Here is a 3,169-nt window from a genome sequence, read left to right as displayed (position 1 = left end):
CCCAACGAGGCCCGACGCCACAGCAAGAGGCAGGGCAGGCAGAGCAGCAGCAGATATTCAGCCCCGCCGCCCCAGTCGAGGCTGCTCAGCACGGTGACGGGGGGGCCACTCAGATGGCTGAACATCCGTGAGGCGGCCTTCGGCCCGTCCCCGTTCCGAAGCAGGGGGTACAGCCAGCGGCTGAGCATCAGCAGCCATCCCACGCTGAGCCCTGCTGAAATAAGGCTCCAACGCCAGCGCCCTCGCAAGGCCTGATCGATGGCCATGCCAGCCGTGATCAGCAACAGACCATCACGGCAGCCGAGCATCAACAGCAGTAGGCCCAACCAGAGTCGGGGCCGGTTGCTGCGCTCGGCCCAAATCGCCAGAGCGAAGGCCGGCATCACCCAGGTTTCCGGATGGAAATCGAACAATGCTGCGTTGAACACCACCGGCTGCAGCCACCAGAGAGCGCAGACCAGCCAGCACCGCCTCCGGTTCAATCCAGCTTGCTGGGCCAGCAGCCAGAGGGGGATGGCGGTGAAGCTGAGGGCCAGGGCCTGACTGGCGAACAGCCAGTGGACGCTTGGCACGATGCGATAGGCGCCACCGGCCAGATAGAGCATCCAGGCACCGTGGTCGGCCAGAACATGCACCTGCTCCATCGAGGACACCGGTGCCGCTCCGGATCCGATCAGCCAGCTCCATTGGTCGAACAAGCCGAGGTCGTAGGCATTGCTTTGCAGCAGGCCATGTCGAATGGCGGAGCAGCCCCAGAGCACCAGGCTGAATCCTGCTGCCAACGCCAACAGCAGCGATGGAGGACGTCCCCGTGGCAGGGGAGTGCGTTCAGTGCTGGGGTTGCAGGTCATCGATGGGGATGAGGTAGGCCTGACGGCGCTGATCGATCCAGGCGTTGGGGCTTGATCCCGCCAGCGTTCGCAGCCGCTGTTCGCGCTGATCCGGCATCGGCCGGTAGGTCTTGTCCCACACGAAGCTGCCCGCCAGATGGGTGGCCCCCGCGGCTTGCCAGCGTTGAAGTCGCTCGGGTGTGAGCTGCTTGCTGGAGATCAGCCAACCCTGTCGACGGGCCAGATTGAGCAGGGTTGGATCCGTGCTGGTCACACTCACGATCCGCGCCGTCTCAGGAAGTTCGTTGCGGATGGTTCGTGCCAGTGGCATCCAAGCCCGACTTTGACGCTGCTCGACGCCCCAGTAATCGACCGACAGCACGGTGATGCTGATGGCAAGCCCCAGGCTGAGCACCAGGCGGGGTTGCCAGCGGGGTCGGGTTGGCTGCCAGCACTGCCATCCCAGTCCGATCAGTGGAGAGCTGAACAGCAGCAGCGGCAGTTGGTAGTACTCATGAATCGTGCTGGAGCGCATGGTGGCGATCGTGCAGAGCAGCAGCCCCACCATTCCGCTGATGGCGATCTGTCCTCCGCCCGTGCGCCAGCTCTTGTGAAGGCCGAGCAGCAGGAATGGCGCTCCTACGACGGCCAGCAGCCGGACCACGACGCGCAGCAGCAGATTGATCCAGCTGTTGGCATCGAGCAGGAGACTCGCACTGCTGCGATCGGCCCCGGCCCCCCAGAAACCGAAGCTCAGGCCACTGCTTTGTCCCAGGTTGTGGGCATGCCAGTACCAGGCGGCCACGGTGGCCAGGCTTGTGCCGATGTACAGCCAGAACCAAGCGCTCGAGAGCAGTCGAATCGATCGTTTCAGCAGTGTTGGCCAGGGTTCGGCCCGTTCTCTAGGAGCAGCTGTGAGCTGCACCATCAGCATGGGAAGGCCCAGCCAGAGCAGGGGGATCACCTTGATCAATCCTGCAATGGTCAGGCCGATCCAGCTCAGTGCCAGTGCCCATCGAGACCGCCGTTCACGCCACAGACTCAGGCTTTCAAGGGCAGCTGCCGCACAGAGCAGCAAGAGGGCTTCCGCTTGGAATGTGCGCCCGAAGTACACCCCGAGTGGTGCCACCGCAAAGGCCAGGCCGGCCCACCACCCGGCGTTGGGGTTGAACCAACGCCGGCCCAAGCGAATCACCAGCCAGATGGTGAGGCCGCTGCAGAGCACCGAGAGTCCCCGCCCCAGCCATTCCTGCACGCCGGTCAGGGCGTACATCCGACTCACCAGAAACGGGTAGATGGGAAATTCCGACTCCACGAACCCGGCGGATGCGCCGCCCCAGTCGATTTGCGGCAGCCAAATGGGCGTGTTGTTCTGGCTGAAGTGCCGCGCCATGGCAGCGGTGTCCGCCTGCCGCCAGCTGTGCACGCCCAGCACCGGCATCCAGATTTGAAACAGCCGCAACAGGGTGCCAAGGCCAATCGGCCACCAGATCCCTTTAGGGGGTGTTCCAGACAAAGCGGGATGAGGCCGCATAGTTCCAGACGTAGACGACCACGATGCCCGCCAGTTGGGCCCACAGGGCATGGGCCTGAACCAAGGTGTAAAAACTGGTAGCCAGTCCCACATTGGCCAGGGCTGGGAGTGACGCCACCAGCAGGAATTTCAGAAGTCCACGCAGCAGCTGGCGTCCGCTCTGGCGTCGGTCGCGAAAGGTGAGGGCGTTGTTGACCAGATAGTTCGAGCTGGCCGCTGTAATCACGGCGATCGGTAAAGCGTGTTGGAACGGCAGCCCGATGAGCCCCATCAGCAGCGCTGTGGTGATCAGTTGAACCACGACGCCGGAGGCGCCCACGAGCCCGAAACTGATCGCACGTCGGGGCAGCAGTCGCAGGGTCGCCGTGTGCAGCAGGGAGACCACGAAGTCCCAAAGGATCGCGAGGTCGAGTTTCGATGCGCCGTGCAGGCGTGGTTGGAAGCTCAGTGGGATTTCACCCACCTGCAAGCGGCCGCGGCTGATGGCTAACAGCTCGTAGAAGAACTTGAAGCCGTTGACGTCCACCTGGCGGATCAGGGGGAGGCAGCGGTCGAGCTGCAGCACGATGAATCCGCTCATGCAATCGGTGAGATGCCTGTAGCTGGAAGGCAGACTCCATCGGGCCAGGCGGTTGGCGATGGTGGATCCATCGGTGCGGCGATGGCTCAGCCCGCGGATTTCGGAGTGATCCAGGAAGCGGCTGCCGGCGACCACATCCAGTTTTTTGCTGTTGAGGGCCTGGACCGCATCGCGCACGGAGGAGGGTTGGTGCTGGCCATCGCTGTCCATCACCACGGCCACAGG

General features: G+C 63.8%; 3 protein-coding genes. All 3 read right to left on the bottom strand.

Translation table 11 applies throughout. The annotated features are described in order from the left end of the window. Positions 1 to 851, bottom strand: an 851-nt coding sequence (locus ACGVJ8_RS04925) for a DUF2079 domain-containing protein (RefSeq protein ID WP_392345961.1), incomplete at its 3' end; no start/stop codon positions are given. Then, entirely contained in the window at positions 829 to 2,346 is a 1,518-nt protein-coding gene (locus ACGVJ8_RS04920) for an ArnT family glycosyltransferase (protein ID WP_392345959.1), read from the bottom strand. The genes ACGVJ8_RS04925 and ACGVJ8_RS04920, both read right to left, overlap by 23 nt. Next, positions 2,327 to 3,169: GtrA family protein (locus tag ACGVJ8_RS04915; RefSeq protein ID WP_392345957.1), on the bottom strand; the 843-nt coding region annotated here is incomplete at its 5' end. The genes ACGVJ8_RS04915 and ACGVJ8_RS04920, both read right to left, overlap by 20 nt.

Source organism: Parasynechococcus sp. (assembly GCF_042954245.1).
GTDB lineage: Bacteria > Cyanobacteriota > Cyanobacteriia > PCC-6307 > Cyanobiaceae > Parasynechococcus.
This window is presented reverse-complemented; position numbering and strand designations above follow the sequence as displayed.